This is a genomic window from Streptomyces hilarionis, from assembly GCF_024539675.1.
GTDB lineage: Bacteria > Actinomycetota > Actinomycetes > Streptomycetales > Streptomycetaceae > Streptomyces > Streptomyces hilarionis.
The window spans coordinates 1-398 of record NZ_JAHHIT010000491.1 but is presented as its reverse complement, the minus strand read 5'-3'; the positions used below and the strand labels follow the sequence as shown (position 1 = coordinate 398).

1 protein-coding gene is annotated in these 398 nt (G+C 59.0%); it reads right to left on the bottom strand.

Annotation, left to right across the window (positions count from 1 at the left end; genetic code table 11):
• On the bottom strand, positions 1 to 398 hold a 398-nt coding region (locus KMS84_RS44035), incomplete at both ends, for a transposase (RefSeq protein ID WP_256921403.1).

Genomic DNA, 398 nt, shown 5'->3' with positions numbered 1-398 from the left:
ACATAGCAGCAAGCCTCCAGGAGCGTGCGCCTGGAGTGCCGGGGTGGCACGCCACGACCGCCCGATACTTCAAACAAATCTGCGACCAGCGTCCATTCGGCGTCGGTCAGGCAACTGGGGTAGCGCTGCTCCGGCAACTGACGCCGGTGTGCCTCGGTGTAGCCATAAGACTTACGAGGTTCGGGAGGTTGGAAACTACCTTTGGCCCGTTCCTTTACACGAACAATCCCCGCCAGTTTCAACGCCTTTGCGAACGTGTCGGGATGAGCGGTGATGCATGTTTCAGCATGGAATGCTTGCGCCAATTCGGCCTGACTGGAATAGGGCTGCGCATGAGCAAGCTTGGTCAGCAGTGGGTAATGCTCCGCAGCAATTGCGGGCGGGCGTCCAGTTTTAGG